Here is a 15,815-nt window from a genome sequence, read left to right as displayed (position 1 = left end):
AGCGTGGTTTAACGGGGCGCCTGAGATCAAGATCAAAAGCAGATCAAGAGCGACTCGCTTCGCATCGTGGTTACCGTTGAGAGCTGCAGAGTTATGTAGATACCTATGCCTTCATGTGGGAGCGGGCTTGCTCGCGAAAGCGGTGGGTCAGTTTTCACATGTGCTAGCGGATACATCGCCTTCGCGAGCAAGCCCGCAGTTCAGTTCCCGGCAATGGCGGCTTCGATGGTAGCGATATCGATTTTGGTCATCTTCATCATCGCCTCAAACGCACGCTTGGCGACGATAGGATCTTTACTGGTAACCGCATCGACTAACACCTTCGGCGAGATCTGCCACGACAGCCCCCACTTGTCCTTGCACCAACCGCAAGCGCTCGCCTGCCCACCGTTGTCGATGATGGCATGCCACAAACGGTCGGTTTCCTCCTGGTCATCCGTGGACACCTGAAAGGAAAACGCCTCACTGTGCTTGAACGCCGGGCCGCCATTGAGGCCCACGCAGGGGATACCCAGTACGGTGAATTCCACGGTCAACTCATCGCCCTGTTTGCCAGCCGGGTAGTCGCCAGGCGCACGGTGCACGGCCTTTACTTCGCTGTTGGGGAAGGTGTTGGCGTAGAAGGTCGCTGCCTCCAGGGCATCGCCGTTGTACCAGAGGCAGATCGTATTCTTGTTGTTCATCGCAAGGCTCCGCGGGTTGGAAGGTGCATGAAGTCTAGACTAACAACCTGCGATGCTGCTCAGGCTTGCACCGCCTCTCTGCCAGAGCGTGAGTCGGCCCGCCGCGAACGCCAGCTCAACCCCAATACCATCAGCAAGCCCAGCCCAGCCATGATCGCGCCTGCCAGTGAAATGGCTGGATAGCTCAACCCGGCATTGATCACCGCACCCCCCAACGCCGCACCAATCGCATTCCCAAAATTGAACGCACCGATGTTCATCGCCGAAGCCAGGTTAGGCGCGTCTTTGGCGGCCTCCATCACACGCATCTGCAACGGCGGCACCAGGGCAAAGCTGGCAGCGCCCCACAGCAGGATCGACAACGCCGCAGGCAGCGGCCATTGCATGAGCACCGAAAAGGCCAACAGCACAGCAATCAACACCACCAGCGAGATGATCAGGGTGCGGTCCACCGAGCGGTCCGCAGACTTGCCACCCCACACATTGCCCAGGGTGAGCCCGATGCCGAACAGCACCAGCATCCCCGTGACGAAGTTGGTCGAAGCGTGGGTGACGTCTCGCAGAATCGGCGCGATGTAGGTGAATACCGTGAACATCGCACTTGAGCCCACCACGGTCAGCGCCAATGCCGCCAGCACCGGCCCGCGCCCCAGCACACGAATTTCCGCCATCAGCCCGCCGCCTTTAGGGGCCGGAGCATTGGGCAAGGCCCACCACAGCGCCGCCATCACTACCGCGCCAAGCCCACTGATGCCCCAGAACGCGGTACGCCAACCAAAGTTCTCGCCAAACCAGGTCGCCAGGGGCACGCCGCCAATGGTTGCCAGGGTCAGCCCCATAAACATCGCCGCCACAGCGCCTGCGCGTTTCTCGGGCGCCACCAGGCTTGCGGCCACAATCGAGCCGATCCCAAAGAACGCCCCGTGATTGAGCGACGTCACCAGCCTGGCGATCATCAGTGTCTGGTAGTTGCTGGCCAACGCCGACAGCAAATTACCCAGGGTAAAAATCGCCATCAGCCCGACCAGCAGATAACGGCGGGGCACCCTGGCCGTTGCCAGGGTCATGATCGGCGCGCCAATCAACACGCCCATGGCGTAGGCGCTTACCAACAACCCGGCAGCAGGGATGGAAACGCCAAGATCAGCGGCGATACCGGGCAACATGCCCATGGGGGCGAACTCTGTGACCCCGATGCCAAAGGCACCGACGGACAATGCTACAAGGGGGGGATTGATACGCATGGGTGACTCCTCATCTGTGAGCCAAATGCTACAATCCTGCCTTTTGCAGCAGTAGCCCTTGGTGGGGAACTACAGCTTTGCGCAGGAGGCACAAATGGATATTGGCGGGCGGTCGGGAGAGATGGAAGTGTTCGCTATGGTCGCCGAGCACGGCAGCCTGTCGGGCGCGGCAAGGGCCTTGGGACTGACACCATCGGCCATCAGCCGCATCATCACCCGCACCGAACAGCGCATCGGCACCCGCCTGCTGCTGCGCACCACCCGCGCCATCACCTTCACCGCCGAAGGCGAAGCCTACCTGCGCGGCGCCCGACGCATCCTCGCCGACATGGCCGAAGTCGAAGACGCCATCACCGACCAGGGCGCGCCCCGCGGCCGCTTGCGCGTCAGCGCCGCACTGGCCCACGGCCGCATGACCATCGTCCCCCTGATCGCCGCCTTCAGCGCCCGCTATCCCGCCATTGTCGTCGACCTGATGCTCGGCGACGAAGTCGTGGACATCCTCGGCGGCCAGGCCGACGTCGCCATCCGCTTCGGCCCCCTCGCCGACAGCCCCCTGACTGCCCGCCTTATCGGCTCTACCGGGCAGGTTATCGTCGCCTCACCGGACTACCTGGCACGGCATGGCACCCCCGTGACGCCGCAGGATTTACTGCAGCACAACTGCCTGCGCTTCAACTTCCGCAGGGCGGCGCCGGATTGGCCGTTTCGTGTGGCGGGGCGGGAGTTTTCGCTGAAGGTGGCGGGGACGATTGAAGGGAATAGTGGTGAGGCATTGGCGCAGTTGGCGAAGCTGGGGGCGGGGGTTGCGAGGATTGGGGCGTTTAGTGTGGTGGAGGAGGTGAGGCGGGGGGAGTTGGTGGTGTTGCTTGAGGAGTTTAATCCGGGTGATGTGGAGCCGATTCATGCGGTGTTTGTGGGGGGAGGGGCGATGCCGGCGAGGACTAGGGCGTTTGTGGATTTTTTGGTGGAGCATTATCACGGTTAGTCATCAGTCAAGCGCGCGTCATCTTTTATCGATACAGGTCGTGGCATGGGACGCTAGTTTCTAAGAATCGCCTGATGCCTATTGAAACGATGCTTGCTTAAGCTGCGACGCTCTTTGCCAATGGTATAACGCTCATCATGCAATATTTAAAGCTCACCTTTATCGCGGTAGCGGTGCTGGCTTGCGCATCGAACGCGATGGCAGCGAATTGTACCTTCAACGGCTCTCCTAGCACTACAACACTTAGCTTTGGCAAAACCCTGGCCAGTGGTGCGGTGACAATCCCTGCCGACACACCAGATGGCACGGTTGTCTACCAGGATACCGCGCAGCAATTAAACTCGCACAGCTGGTCGTGCAGTTCGAACTCGCAATATGGCGTGGCGGTAAATCCAGCACTAGGCACCCCGGCCAGTGCGAAAACCACGTTCCCCATGGGCAAAACGGGGCTCTCGTTCCGTATCTGGATGGGTATGCTAGATCGCTATGAGCCTTCACTGTTTTCAATTCCCCCAAAAGGCTACGGTGTCGCAGCCGGTTCGATACGACTGGAAATTATCAAGTCAGGCCCTTTGGCTTCGAATGTCACGATTTCTGCCGGTAATTTGGGTGACCTGAAAGCAGGCGAACTGGTTCTGAACAAATTCAACCTGGCCAACCCTCTTGTAGTGAACGCTGCCTCCTGCCAGACCCCCTCCGTACTCGTTGCCATGGGGGATGATTATCAACTCCAAGACTATCGCGAGGCGGGCGCAAAACCTCGAACGGTGAGCTTGAACATCGCGTTGAACCAGTGCCAGGCGGGCATCAAGAAAGTCACCTATTCACTTAAAGCCACCACCCCCATCATTGATGCAAAAAATGGCGTGGTCGCACTCAATAGCACATCTACAGCAACTGGCATTGGCCTGCAGTTGATGAACGACGCAGGGCAACCAATTGCATTCGATACCATTTACGCATTCAACGCTTTTACGACCACCGGTACTGACTTCAAAATCCCTTTATCAGCGGCGTACTATCGTCTGCCGACAGGGAATCTAAAAGCGGGCATCGCCAATACTGAGATCACCTTCATCATGAACTACCTGTAACAAGCCAAGGGGAGTCGAGGCCCGCTCGACTAATGGGGCAGATTTGTTTTTAGAAATTAAGTTTGTTTCCGGTTCACTGTTTTTTCGCTCCAGCTTGCCTGTAATCGCATCGACATAACCTCCCAACCTGTTCTTGACCTTTGCGTGCGCAATCTCGTTTTTTCAGCTTGCTGAATCGTTTCATCGGGTTTATAAAACGCCCACAACTCCAATAAAGGCGACCATCATGACCCCACTAAAACTCCTCGTTGCCCTCAGCGCACTCTCTGCCGCCTCCCACGCCCTGGCCTGGGACTACGTGCTGCTCGACACCGACAAAGCCGCCCAGAACTGGCAGGTCACCAGCCAGCAACTCGGCATCCACACCGACAAGCCCTTCAGCGTTACCCTGCGCACCTTGCACGGTGGTCGGCAGGAGGGCGTGAGCATCGTGGATATCGACAACGGCACGATGAAACTCTCGGTGGTGCCGACGCGTGGCATGAACGTGTTGCAGGCGTCGGTCGGTGATGTGCGCATGGGCTGGGATTCGCCGGTCAAGGAAGTGGTCAATCCGTCCTTTATCGAGCTCAATGGCCGTGGTGGTCTGGGTTGGCTGGAAGGTTTCAATGAGTTGGTCACCCGCTGCGGCTATGAATGGGTCGGGCACCCTGGCATCGACAACGGCGAGTTGCTGACCCTGCACGGTCGGGCCGCGAATATTCCTGCGAATAAAGTCACCCTGCATATCGATGAAAAACCGCCGTACGCCATCACCCTGCGTGGCGAGTTGAAGGAGCAGGCGTTCAAGAAGGTCGATTTCTCCGTTGCGACCGAACTGGTCACCGAGCCTGGCAGTGTGATGTTCGCGCTCAACGACACGCTCACCAACAATGGCGATTATCCGAAGGAATACCAGGCGCTGTATCACAGTAACTTCAGCACGCCGTTCCTGGAGCAGGGCGCGCGTTTCGTTGCGCCGGTGAAGCAGGTGTCGCCGTTCAACGACAAGGCCAAGGGTGAACTGGCCGACTGGCAAACCTACCGCGCACCGACCAAGGACTATGACGAAACGGTTTACAACGTGGTGCCGTATGCCGATGCCAAGGGCGATACCTTGACCGTGCTGCATAACAAGGCCGGTAGCCTGGGGGTGTCGGTGGGTTTCAATACGCAGACACTGCCGGTGTTTTCTCTGTGGAAGAACACCGATACCCAAGGGCAGGGTTATGTGACGGGGCTGGAGCCGGGGACGAGTTTTTCCTATAACCGTCGTTATCAACGGCCACTGAACTTGGTGCCTACAATCGGGGCGAAGGAACATAAACAGTTCCGTATCAGCTACAGCTTGTTGGCGGATAAGGCGGCTGTTGATAAAGCCTTGAAGCAGGTCAGCGAGATTCAGGGTGGGCGGGAGACTGAGGTGCGGCAGACGCCTTTGGTGGATCTGACCAAGGGGTGATGTTGGCTGGAGCTTTCACGTGGGGCCCGGCGTTCTTCATCGAAGCCGGAATCGCCCTGCAACTGTAGGAGCGAGCTTGCTCGCGAAAAACCCACAGGCGCCGCGTTCACTCAGGAAGCCCGCGTTATCGTTGACGTTTTTCGCGAGCAAGCTCGCTCCTACATTGGGGTTGGTATTGATAGTGGGCCGTGTTCAGCGCAGGGTTTTCTGTCATCGACGGGCATGCATACTGGAATAACCGTATTTCAGGAGTGCTTCCATGATTCGCAGGGCCTTACCCGCCGACGCAAAAGCCATTGCCCAGGTGCATATCAGCAGTTGGCAGGATGCCTACCGTGACCTGATGCCCGCCCAGTTCTTGAGCGGGTTGCAAGCAACGCTGGTTAGGCGCGAAGCCCATTGGGTTCGCTCGCTTGCCTTGGGTGAGTCGACGGTATGGGTTGCCGAGGTGGGCCAGCAGGTGGTTGGCTGGATAGCTGTGGGCGCCAGCCGTGATGCAGACGCCGCGCAGGCAAATGCAGGTGAAGTCATGGCTATCTACGTGCTCGCTGGGCATTGGCAAACCGGCGTTGGGCTGGCCTTGTGGAAAGCCGGCTTGCAGGATCTATTGGCGCAAGGCTATGAGCGTTTAATGCTGTGGATCTTGGCCGGTAATGAACGGGCTATTCGATTTTATCGCCGGGCGGGGTGTGTGGAGGAGGCCGGGACTGAGCGCGATCTTGAAAGGGGCGGTGTTGCACTGGTGGAGGTGAGGTATGGTTTGCCGTTGAGATAGCGTCGGTATCTACACAACTTTGCAGACCGTAGCAGCCGACGGTAACCACGATGCGAAGCGAGTCGCTCTTGATCTGCTTTTGATCTTGATCTTAAGCGCCCCGTCAAACCACGCTGGCGGATTACGGGCACACCGAGCCTGGGCGAGGTGCCGAGTGGTGGGGCAAGAGCGTTTTGCTTACTTTTGCCTGGGCCGGCATTCCGGCTTTTCAAAAGTGAGCCGCCGTCAGGGCGGAACCCTAAGCGGCCGTTACCGCAGCAGTGGATATGTACTCGATATAACAGTGTCGCCTGTCAGGCCGTCATCGCAGGCAAGCCAGCTCCCACATGTGGAATCGCGGGGCACAGTTAGATCGGCGTCGGCTGCCAGGGGCACTCCCACCTCACTCATGCCCTGCGCGCAGTCAACAACACCGCCGCCGCCGCTGACAACAACCCCGCGCAGCAGCGATTGAACAGGCGCTTGCCCTTGGGCTCGGCAAACCAGCGGCGCATATGCAGGCCCATATAGGCATAGGCGCTGATGGCGACCCATTCCAAAGCCAGGAACATCACACCCAGCAGGGCAAATTGCGCGGTGATGGGTTGGCCGGGCACCACGAATTGCGGGAGGAAGGCGGTGAAGATCAGGATGGCTTTGGGGTTGCCCGCCGCCACCAGAAACTCCTGCCGCGCCAACGCCCACAGCCCTACCTTATTCGTTGCGGTGTCCACCTGCTGCTGCGGGTCTGCGCGCCAGAGCTGATACGCGAGGTAAAGCAGATACGCCGCGCCGAGAATCTTGATCCCGTAGAACAACAACTCCGAGGTTTGCAGCACCACCGCCAACCCAGCGGAGGCGAGGGCGATCATGCCAGCGAAGGCCAACAGGCGGCCGAGACCGGCGAGGCAGGAGGTGCGGTAGCCGTAGCGGGTAGCGTTACTTACCGACAACAGGTTATTGGGGCCGGGGGCCATGTTCAGGGCGAAGCAAGCGGGGAGGAAGAGGGCGAGGGTAGCGAGGTCCATGGCGGCTCCGGGTTGGCAGGTCGTAAGGCAGCGTGGGTTGATAATTCGTGGCGGCGCTTATGGCCCCGCGAGCGCTTCAGGTGCTGCGCCAAATAACCGATCGGCAATTTGCCTACCCCGTTCCAAGCCTTCCTGCGTCAACCAAATGGACTTGTTTTTGTTCACCGGATTACTGATAAAACCTTGCTCGTGAAGCCGGTTCATTATTTGAAAGTCGTGGCCTTTCCATGAGTTGCCGTTATCAAAGCTGAAGGTGGTCAGCAGGGCAAGTACGGCTTCCTCAATCAGTTTTTCGTCGTATTCCATAATGGGTACTCCGCTTGAGTGACACAGACCCTGTTGAGTTTACGCTCAACATCACGCCGCACTCCATACCGCTAACTCATACCCATCCGGATCGGCAAAATGGAACCGGCTGCCACCTGGGAAACGCAAACGTCTGGCGGGTTATTTCCCACACGCTCAAGGATGAAACCTGCGCCCCAACGCATCCAGCCGCACCGCGATCGGTGGCAGGCGTTCGCTGCTGCGCGCGAGTGTCTCGACGTCGTCGGCGGTGTTCTGGGCGATGCTTTGCACCGATTGCAAGCGCTCGACGATCTCCAAGTTGGCCGAGGTCTGCTCGCGGGTGGTGGTGACGATGTGGCCGTTGAGTTGGTCGATGTGCGCGATGTCCTCGCCCACCGCCCGTAGCATGTCCACGGCCTCTTGGCTGTCGGCCACGCAGCGCTCTACGCCTTCGCGGCTGGCGTGCATGGCTTCGACGGCTTGGCGGCTGCCGTGTTGCAGGCCCTCGATGATGCTCTTGATTTCCTGGGTGGAGAGGGCGGTGCGCTGGGCCAGGCTACGCACTTCATCGGCCACCACGGCGAAACCACGGCCTTGCTCGCCGGCGCGGGCGGCTTCGATGGCGGCGTTGAGGGCCAGCAGGTTGGTCTGGTTGGCGATGCTGCTGATCACTTCCAGCACCGAGCCGATTTGCTCAGCCTGTACCGCCAGGGATTCTACGGTCGACTCCGTGCCGTTGATGCGCGAAGCCAATTGGCTGATTTCATGCTGGGCGCGGCCGACGCTTTCCTGGCCGCGCACAATCTGCTGGCTGGCCTGGCCCGCGTGTTCGACTGCCTGTTCGACCTGCACCGTAATGTGGCCCATGGCGTCTTCCATGCGCTGCATCGAGCCGGTCATCTCGCCGATCTGTGCCAACTGATGCCGGGCGCCTTTTTCCAGGGTGCCGCTGGCGCTGGCCAGTTCCTGGCCGAGCTGGCCCAGGCCATGGGAGTCGCGAGCGACGCCGTCGATCAGGTGGGTGAGTTGCTGCAGGAAGTGCTCGAAACGCTTGGCGAGGGACACGTGAGCCTTGCCTTCACCTTGGGCGGTTTCCACCGTGAACTGCGAGGTGACGGCGAGCATCTTCTCAAGCATTTCCTGGCTCTCCACCGCTTCGGCCTGGCTATGGATGGCCAGGTAGAGCAGGGCGATGGTCTCCATCACCACATAGAAGGCGTGGACGAAGACCATGGTCCAGCCGCCGTGATGCTCCATCACAAACACCGGAAAACCCTGGTGCTGCAACGCGTGGAACACCACGTGATGCACCGCGATGGTCAGCGCTGCCACCAGGATCGGCAGCCAGTCACGGTAAAAGGTCAGCACCGCCAACAGCGCGAAAATGCCGAAGTGGGATTCAATCACCCCGTGCGCCTGGTTGATGTGCAACGCCGCCATCACCATCAAGCCGGCGCCCAGTGCACAGCGCATGACGCGGGTGCCGCCGATGACGCGGTACAGCGCCGTGAGCACCACGCCGGTGCCCCCACCGACGATCACGGCCTGCATGAGGGTGTCGTGCCAGAACGCCAGGCCGAGGGAGAACAGCAACATCAACCAGATCAATGCCAGCATGATGCGGTCGGCCTTGCGATAGTGCTCTAGAAAACGGACGGGCATTCACTCTTACTCCATGAGAGGGGGCATCGAGGTCAAGCAAGCACGCGGTGTGCCACACAGGCGCGCCGCTGTGGAGTCAAGCAGATGTTCAGGATTGTCGCCGGTTACCCACGCGTTATCGGCATTTGGGCGTGGGACTTTAAGAACGGCTGCCCGAGCGGGCAGCCGAAGTAGCGATGAGGCTCAGAAGCTGTACTTGGCGGTCAGCATCATGTTGCGGGGGCTGCCATAGGAGTCGCCGCCATAGTCCACACTGTTGGAGATGGACTGGTAGTAGTGGCGATCGAAGATGTTGTTGGCGTTGAGCTGCAGGTCCAGGTGTTGATTGACCCGATAGCCTGCCATCAAGTCAGTGACGGCGTAGCCGCCTTGCTTGAGTCGGTAATAGCTGTCATCCGCCAGTTTGATGTCGTTGTACATACGGCTCTGCCAGGAGATATTGCCGCCGACCCGGAGTTTTTCCAGCGGGCCCTGGAAGTTGTAGCGTGTGGTCACTTTGAACAGATGTTCCGGGATGTCGGTATCGAACTGCTTGTTGACCTTCTGCGGGTTGGCGTCGTCCTTGATGGTGTGGGTGCGCGCATAGGTATAGCCGCCGCCGACCTGCCAGTTTTCGGTCAGGGCGCCTTGCAGTTCGAAGTCGATACCCTGGCTGCGGATTTCACCCGAGGCCACAGAACAGGACGCCTGCGGGCAGTTGGGCACCACCACGGCCACGGCGCGGTTTTCCTGGTCGACGCGGAACAGCGCCACGCTGGCATTCAGCGTGCCACCAAAATATTCACCTTTGACCCCGACTTCATAATTTTTACCGACGATGGGTTTGAGTGGAGTGCCGGCGATGCTCTTTTCTTTTTGCGGCGTGAAGATGTCGCTGTAGCTCACATACACCGAATGCTGGTCGTCCAGGTCGTAGATCAAGCCGGCGTAGCGGGTGAGGTTGCGGGTGACCTTGTAGTCGCCGGCGGCATCACGGTTGTCGTAGTCGTACCAGTCCAGGCGAGCGCCGAGGATCAGCTTCAGCGGGTCGGCCAGGCTCAGGCGGCTGGTCAGGTAGAAACCGTCCTGGGTGGTGACTTCGCGCACATTGTTGGTGCGGGTGAAGTTCGGTTTGCCCGCATTGATCGGCCAGTTGAGGTCGTACGGGCTGTAGTTGTGGGTGGTCATGTCGTAGATGCGCTTGCTGGCGCCCACCACCAGTTCATGGCTACGGCCGAACGCCTCGAACGGGCCGCTGGCAAAGGCGTCGAGCCCGGCCTGGTTTTCATCGTAGCTGGCCTGGTAAACGGTGCGGGCCAGGGTGTTGTTGGTCCAGCGCGATTGGTAGGAGCCGGAGAACAAGGCGTTCTGTTCGGCGTAGTTGGCGTTGACCTGCAGGCTCCAGTCGTTGGCCAGGCGCTGGCGCAGCTCGGCGAAAACGGTGTTGATTTCCTGGTCTTTGTTTTCCCAGTCGGTGCCTGGGTTGTAAGAGCGCGACAGGTCCAGGTGGCGGCCATCCAGGCCGACCATCGAAGCGCCCCAGAAGTAGTTGGTCTTGTCCTTCTGGTTCGAGTAACCGAGGGTCAGGGTGGTGTCTTCACCCAGGTCGGCTTCGGTGACGGCGTAGAACAGGCCATGACCCTGCTCGGCCTTGTCGATAAAACTGTTGGCATCGCGGTAGGAGGTGACGACGCGGCCCCGCCAGGTGCCGCTGTCATTGAGTGGGCTGGAGGCGTCGAACTCGCCACGGTAGTCGTCCCAACTGCCGACGGCGCCGGTGAGCGTGACTTTTTGCTCGTCCAGTGGCCGCTTGCGGATCAGGTTGATGGCGGCCGACGGGTTGCCCGCGCCGATCACCAGGCCGGTAGCACCGCGCACCACTTCGACGCGGTCGAACATTGCCAGGTTTGGCTGGGCGCCTACCGAGGCACCGTTGTAGCCGCTGGGGATGCCGTCATACATGAGGTTGTCGATGTCGAAACCGCGCGCGGTAAAGCCTTGTCGCCCAGGGCCGTTGGAGTAATTGAGGAACAGTCCCGGCGTGGCGTTGACCACGTCGTTGATGCTGGTCATAGCCTGGTCATCCATGCGCTGGCGCGTGATCACGGTGACGGCCTGCGGGGTTTCGCGCAGGGTCAGCGGCAGTTTGGTCGCGGTCTTCATCGAGCCGGTGGTGTACGACTCGCTGCCTTCGGTGGTTGCGCCAAGCTGTTGGCCCGAGACCTGGGTAGCGCCCAGCTCGATGGTGGCCGGGGCTTCGGCGTCGGCGGCAATGGCCGCATTGGAGGTTGCTAGAGCAATAGTGATTGCCATCAGGCTGGGTGTAAAAACGTTGCCGCCGCGTTGTTGCACAGACATGAAAGTAGGGCTCCCCAAGTGCCGTCCGTGGCGAATAGTAAATCTGTTGATAATTATTCGCATCAGTTTGGCAGATTGAGTCTGTAGGTAAAAGCCCCAACTCTGTAGGAGCGAGCTTGCTCGCGAAAGACTCACAGGCGCCGCGTTTTACTCAGCACGCACGCGTTATCGTTGAGGTTTTTCGCGAGCAAGCTCGCTCCTACAGGGTTGCTTTCAGGTGAACAGGATTTCGTAGGGCTCGCGCATGCGTTCCAGCAATATTTGCGCGAGCATCGGTGGTAAGCCGATCTGCGGGTCGCCCACCAATTGGCTGGCGTAGGCATGGGCGGCGTGCAGCTTGAGCGCGACAGTCCAGGTGTCCAGGCGGACCTTGCGCGCACGTTGCCAGGGCATTGCCGCGCTTTCCCGGGCCGGCCAATGCCAGGCCCAGATCGGCAGTTCATATAGTTGCGCGCTTACCAGGCTGCACGCCTTGGCAGTCGCGCGGCCAACGGCATCGTGGTCGTCATTGCCGTCGTTGCGCCAGGTGGTAAACACCACGTCGCCGGGGTGCAAGTAGCGCGCGATGAATTGGCTCATCTGCTGTTCACGGGCGGCCAGGGCGTCATCACAAAACCCGCCACGAATCCATTTCAGGCTGTGCAAGGGCATGCCCAATCGGCGCAGGGCCTCGGCGCTTTCCTGGGGGCGCACCACGCTCAAGCGGCTGGCCGGCCATACTTGAGAGCCCGGATGGCTGGCGCTGCCATCGGTGATGGAGATCAATTGCAGTGGATGCTCCTGGGTGCTGAGCAGTTGCAGCAAACCGCCGCATGCCAGCACTTCATCGCCCGGGTGCGGGGCGATCACCACCACGCGAGCGCCGCGCGGTACCAGGGTGTTCAGGGAGATGATGGGGGTTTGCGCCAACTGCGGCGCACTGTTCCAGATTTGCGCGGGGCCGCGGCGGCCTTCGCTTAAGGAGGCAGGCTTCATGGGTGTCACATCCTTGTCGGTTGATACCGGGTCGTACCCCGTTGACGGGACGACGCTCTTGTCTTCACCCCAGGCTCCGCTGGGGTGAGTGCTGTGCGAGGCGTTAGGAGCATAGACAGGCATGGGTGTCTGCACAACTTTGATGCGATGTTTGCTGGGCTGACGTCATCGCAGGCAAGCCAGCTCCCACAGGGGGCTATGTTGCCCACAAAATCAGCGCCTGGCACAGATCCCTGTGGGAGCTGGCTTGCCTGCGATGACGGCGCCCCAGCCGACGGGGATATTGGATCAGTCAGCTGTTGAACGTTTTTGTTTTCACCCAGCCTGCATCAAGCTCTTCAGATAGTCCCCAAACCCACCCTCAGCCCGGCAATCCAGGCGCGCACTGGTCACCACTTGCGGTGCATGGCTCCAGGCAATAGAAGCGCCGCAACGCTCCAAGTCACGCACCAGCTGAACATCCTCGTGGCATTCCAGCGGTTCAAACCCACCGGCCTCTACATAGGCGCGGGCGCTCACGCCCAGGTTGGCACCGTGGATATGCCGATGCCCGTCGCGGGCCTGGTAGGCCTGGTGATAGCGGATCTGCGCAGCCGGGTCGAAGCCTTCGCTCCAGGCGTCTACGGTGACTGTGCCGCACACCGCGTCACAACCTTGAGCCAGTTGGGCCACCAGCCAGTCAGGGGCGACGCGGCTGTCGGCGTCGGTACAGGAAATCCATCGCGCGCCTTGCTCCAGCAAGTACTGTGCACCCACGCCACGGGCATGCCCCACATTGCGAGCCTGCACATGCAGGCAGTGCACGCGGTGCGCCTGGGCTATCGCCGCGCTGGCATCGCTGCAGCTGTCGAGCACCACCAGGATGTGTACCGCTTCACCCAGCAAGCCCGGGTGGTCGGCGGCGATTCGCGCAGCCCTCAGGCAATCATCCAACAGGGCTTCTTCGTTATGTGCCGGGATCAGAATACCGATCATCGTAAACCCTCGTGGCGAGCGACCGAGGTGCCATCGAGGCTCCACAGGTCGAGCAGGAAGTCCGGGTCCTGGTACTGCACCAACGGTGCTCCACCCAGACGCTGTTGCAGCACGGCGTGCACCTGTTCGGCGGTTTGCGGGCAACCGTCAATGGGCACTCGCCAGTGGCAGGCCAGGAGTTGCCCGTCAGCGGTCAAGGCGGCGAGGGCGCAATCGATCAGACGATTAAAATCATCTGCATCAAGGTAGTAACAAAGCTCACTCAATACGATCAGTTCGAACTGCCCGCTGGGCCATTGCTCCGGCAGGCGACGCTGCTCCACGCGGGCATGAGCAAAACGCTCCAGCCGCGCCTGTGCCAGTCGCACCGCAGCGCTGGCGGTGTCGCAGCACAGCAGGCGGTCGCAACGTGGCGCCAGCTCGGCACTCAGTTCGCCATTGGCACAGCCCGGCTCGAATATCGACGCATAGCGCGGCCGCGTCAGCATGGCCAAGGTCAGGGCGCGCTTGCGTTGTTCGTACCAGCGCTGACGAAAAGCCCAAGGGTCGTCATTGCCGGCAAACAATTGGTCGAAGTAGGGGGTTGCCACACTCATACGAACACCACTTCAAAAGGTTGCAGCAAGCGCTCTACCACATAGGGCGCCAGCACCGCAGGCAAGCCGATTTGCGGGTCACCCTCCAACTGGCTGGCAAAGGCGTGGATCGCATGGCGTTTGCGCGCCACTTGTTCGGCGGTCAGCGGGATTTTGCGCGCCCGATGCCAGGGCACTGTGTGGTCTTCGGCGGTGGCCCAGTGCCAGGTCCATACCGGCAGTTCACACAACGTGGCGCCGATGGCCTTGGCTGCCTTGGCGCTGGCGCGGCCCACCGCTTCATGATCGCAATGCCCATCCTCGCACCACGTGGCAAACACCACGTCGTTGGGCTTGAGGTGGCGCTGGATAAACTCGCACAGCTGGGTTTCGCGCTCGGCGACGTGGCTGTCGGCAAACCCGCCGCGCAGCCATTTCAAACTGTGCAGCGGCAAGCCAAGGCGGTGCAGGGCCTGGGCTGATTCCTGCGGGCGCACCACGCTCAGGCGCTCCACCGGCCAGCGCCGGGAGCCAGGGTGGCTGGCGCTGCCATCGGTGACCGAGATCAACTGGATGGGGCGATCCAATGCAGCCAACCCTTGCAGCAAGCCGCCGCTGCCCAGCACTTCATCATCCGGGTGCGGGGCGACGATTACCGCTCGATGCCCTGGCGGCACCAACTGCGCCACGCTGATGTGTGGCAACTCGGCCAGCCGTTCAGCGTTTTGCCAGTGGCTCAACGGCGTGCCCTGGCCAACGATCGGGTTGGGCTTCATAGCGCCCACCTCCCTGAGGGCTCGCCAGCGACCTGTTCGCCCAAAGCGGCCAAGTCGCGTTCGGCATGGCTTTGCCGCACATACACCGGCAAATCCGCCATCAACTGGGCAAAGTGCGGGTCCTTGCAATACGGCCCGGCGCCGACCGCACGGCCCACATGGTGGATCACTTGCTCGACCGTGTCCTCGATACACGCGCGCGTCTGTTGCGCCAGTTGCCGCGCATCGGCGCGTGGCTGGCGGTCGATCTGCGCGGCGCTGGCGCGTAACACGCAGGCGGCGCTGTTCAGGGCACTGTCGACCGCGCCGAGGTGGGCCAGCGCATGGGGCTCCGCACGCGAGGCACACTGGGCGCGCAGCACTTCGCCCAGGCGTTGCGCGGCGCCGTACCAGCACGCGGCGATGCCGATGCCGCCGTGCCAGAAGCCCGGGCGAGACAGATAGTCGCCCGGGTCACCCACGGCAATCCCCCTGACGGCGCTGAACAGGATGTCGACGCTACCGGTCGCCGCCATGCCCACCGCCTTCCAACCTTCATCCGTCACCGTGATGCCGGGCTGATCCATCGCCACGGCCACCAGTTGCTGGCGGTCCTCTTCGTCCCAGGCCGTCAACAAGCCATGGCTGACCACCGCCGCACCGGAACACCAGGCTTTGCGCCCCTCGACGAGTAGCCGCTGGCCGTCGCGGCGCACGCGCACCTTGGCGGTCGGCGGCTCGGCCGCCCACATGCCCCAGGTGCTGCCCAGCGGCGGCAAGGGGCTGTCGAGTTCGGCAATGATCGCCAGCGCATCGGTATGGCCTTCGAACAACTTGCACAGGCGCAGGTCATGCCCGGCCACCTGGGCCAATTGGCTCAAGCGGGCCAGGGTATCGCCGCTGCCCGGTAACGGCAGTTGATCAAGGCCTTCCTCTTGAAGAGCCCTCAGCGCATTGCCCAGGGCTTGCGTGTCGGCATAGCCCCGGTAGCCCTGAAGGAAACCGTGCAAAGCCAT

15 protein-coding genes and 1 pseudogene are annotated in these 15,815 nt (G+C 61.0%); 4 read left to right on the top strand and 12 right to left on the bottom strand.

What is annotated here, in order from left to right; genetic code table 11:
* Positions 1-200 precede the first annotated feature (200 nt).
* The gene (locus DK871_RS09510) at positions 201-683 is read right to left on the bottom strand and encodes a VOC family protein (protein WP_161904836.1); all 483 of its coding nucleotides are present in this window, start codon (positions 681-683) and stop codon (positions 201-203) included.
* A gap of 59 nt (positions 684-742) precedes the next feature.
* On the bottom strand, positions 743-1,927 hold the full coding sequence (locus DK871_RS09505) for an MFS transporter (protein WP_161904835.1): 1,185 nt from the start codon (positions 1,925-1,927) through the stop codon (positions 743-745).
* Between the two features lie 94 nt (positions 1,928-2,021).
* On the opposite strand from DK871_RS09505, the gene DK871_RS09500 reads away from it, so the two are divergent.
* The 4 genes from DK871_RS09500 to DK871_RS09485 all read left to right on the top strand — a co-directional run bounded on the left by DK871_RS09500 (position 2,022) and on the right by DK871_RS09485 (position 6,225).
* The gene (locus DK871_RS09500; RefSeq protein WP_161904834.1) at positions 2,022-2,915 is read left to right on the top strand and encodes a LysR family transcriptional regulator; all 894 of its coding nucleotides are present in this window, start codon (positions 2,022-2,024) and stop codon (positions 2,913-2,915) included.
* A 137-nt stretch (positions 2,916-3,052) separates the two neighbouring features.
* Positions 3,053-4,009: a fimbrial protein gene (locus DK871_RS09495; protein ID WP_161904833.1), complete on the top strand. Its 957-nt coding sequence runs from the start codon at positions 3,053-3,055 to the stop codon at positions 4,007-4,009.
* 226 nt (positions 4,010-4,235) lie between these two features.
* The gene (locus DK871_RS09490; protein WP_161904832.1) at positions 4,236-5,450 is read left to right on the top strand and encodes an aldose 1-epimerase family protein; all 1,215 of its coding nucleotides are present in this window, start codon (positions 4,236-4,238) and stop codon (positions 5,448-5,450) included.
* A gap of 259 nt (positions 5,451-5,709) precedes the next feature.
* On the top strand, positions 5,710-6,225 hold the full coding sequence (locus tag DK871_RS09485) for a GNAT family N-acetyltransferase (RefSeq protein WP_161904831.1): 516 nt from the start codon (positions 5,710-5,712) through the stop codon (positions 6,223-6,225).
* Positions 6,226-6,611: 386 nt separating this feature from the next.
* On the opposite strand, the gene DK871_RS09480 is transcribed toward DK871_RS09485, so the two are convergent.
* The 10 genes and pseudogenes from DK871_RS09480 to DK871_RS09435 all read right to left on the bottom strand — a co-directional run bounded on the left by DK871_RS09480 (position 6,612) and on the right by DK871_RS09435 (position 15,815).
* Positions 6,612-7,232 (bottom strand): LysE family translocator, encoded by a 621-nt coding sequence (locus DK871_RS09480; protein WP_161904830.1) that lies wholly within the window; start codon positions 7,230-7,232, stop codon positions 6,612-6,614.
* A 57-nt stretch (positions 7,233-7,289) separates the two neighbouring features.
* A complete protein-coding gene (locus DK871_RS09475) occupies positions 7,290-7,538 on the bottom strand; it encodes a DUF6429 family protein (RefSeq protein WP_003191615.1) in 249 nt (82 codons plus the stop codon).
* Positions 7,539-7,589: 51 nt separating this feature from the next.
* A pseudogene (locus DK871_RS29050) lies at positions 7,590-7,661 on the bottom strand (VOC family protein); the annotation flags it as partial.
* Positions 7,662-7,694: 33 nt separating this feature from the next.
* Entirely contained in the window at positions 7,695-8,387 is a 693-nt protein-coding gene (locus DK871_RS29645; RefSeq protein ID WP_256204046.1) for a methyl-accepting chemotaxis protein, read from the bottom strand.
* Positions 8,388-9,365: 978 nt separating this feature from the next.
* Positions 9,366-11,519, bottom strand: a complete 2,154-nt coding sequence (locus tag DK871_RS09460) for a TonB-dependent siderophore receptor (RefSeq protein WP_161904828.1) — start codon at positions 11,517-11,519, stop codon at positions 9,366-9,368.
* Positions 11,520-11,732: 213 nt separating this feature from the next.
* On the bottom strand, positions 11,733-12,494 hold the full coding sequence (locus DK871_RS09455) for a PIG-L deacetylase family protein (protein WP_161904827.1): 762 nt from the start codon (positions 12,492-12,494) through the stop codon (positions 11,733-11,735).
* Between the two features lie 315 nt (positions 12,495-12,809).
* Positions 12,810-13,469, bottom strand: coding sequence for a glycosyltransferase family 2 protein (locus tag DK871_RS09450; RefSeq protein ID WP_161904826.1), 660 nt, complete (start codon positions 13,467-13,469; stop codon positions 12,810-12,812).
* Positions 13,466-14,065 carry an SAM-dependent methyltransferase gene (locus DK871_RS09445; protein WP_161904825.1) on the bottom strand — a complete coding sequence of 200 codons (600 nt, stop codon included), beginning with the start codon at positions 14,063-14,065 and terminating at the stop codon, positions 13,466-13,468. Before DK871_RS09445 ends, DK871_RS09450 begins: the two co-directional genes overlap by 4 nt.
* A complete protein-coding gene (locus DK871_RS09440; RefSeq protein WP_161904824.1) occupies positions 14,062-14,820 on the bottom strand; it encodes a PIG-L deacetylase family protein in 759 nt (252 codons plus the stop codon). The genes DK871_RS09445 and DK871_RS09440 overlap by 4 nt, the downstream gene beginning before the upstream one ends.
* Complete coding sequence (locus DK871_RS09435; RefSeq protein WP_161904823.1) at positions 14,817-15,815, bottom strand: acyl-CoA dehydrogenase family protein; 999 nt, start codon at positions 15,813-15,815, stop codon at positions 14,817-14,819. Before DK871_RS09435 ends, DK871_RS09440 begins: the two co-directional genes overlap by 4 nt.

Origin of the sequence: Pseudomonas sp. L13, assembly GCF_009935965.1 — a bacterium.
GTDB classification, from domain to species: domain Bacteria; phylum Pseudomonadota; class Gammaproteobacteria; order Pseudomonadales; family Pseudomonadaceae; genus Aquipseudomonas; species Aquipseudomonas lactis.
The sequence above is the reverse complement of the archived record's forward strand: the minus strand, read 5'-3'. Positions and strand labels throughout refer to the sequence as shown.